Source organism: Acinetobacter sp. KAM396, from assembly GCF_021602765.1.
Classification (GTDB): Bacteria; Pseudomonadota; Gammaproteobacteria; order Pseudomonadales; family Moraxellaceae; genus Acinetobacter; species Acinetobacter towneri_A.
Genome location: NZ_BPPH01000140.1, coordinates 1 through 210 on the forward strand (window position 1 = coordinate 1; position 210 = coordinate 210).

At 41.0% G+C, this 210-nt stretch carries 1 rRNA gene; it reads left to right on the forward strand.

From position 1 onward, the window contains the following. Positions 1 to 147: 147 nt before the first annotated feature. Positions 148 to 210 (forward strand): 5S ribosomal RNA (gene rrf / locus L6C30_RS14885); the annotation flags it as partial.

A 210-nucleotide genomic window follows, 5' to 3' on the forward strand; every position in this document is an offset into this window, starting at 1 on the left:
ACGATCAGACGAAAACTTGATTTAGTTAAGGCTAAACAATAAAATTCAGACCCAATAGCCAACCTGTTAATAACTCATTTGGAACCAAGTAAGGCATTACATGCAAAAGCAGAGTAACTAAGACCCGAACAAGTCCATAACAGTTGTGCTGGCGACAATAGCAAGAGTGAACCACCTGATCCCTTCCCGAACTCAGAAGTGAAACCTCTT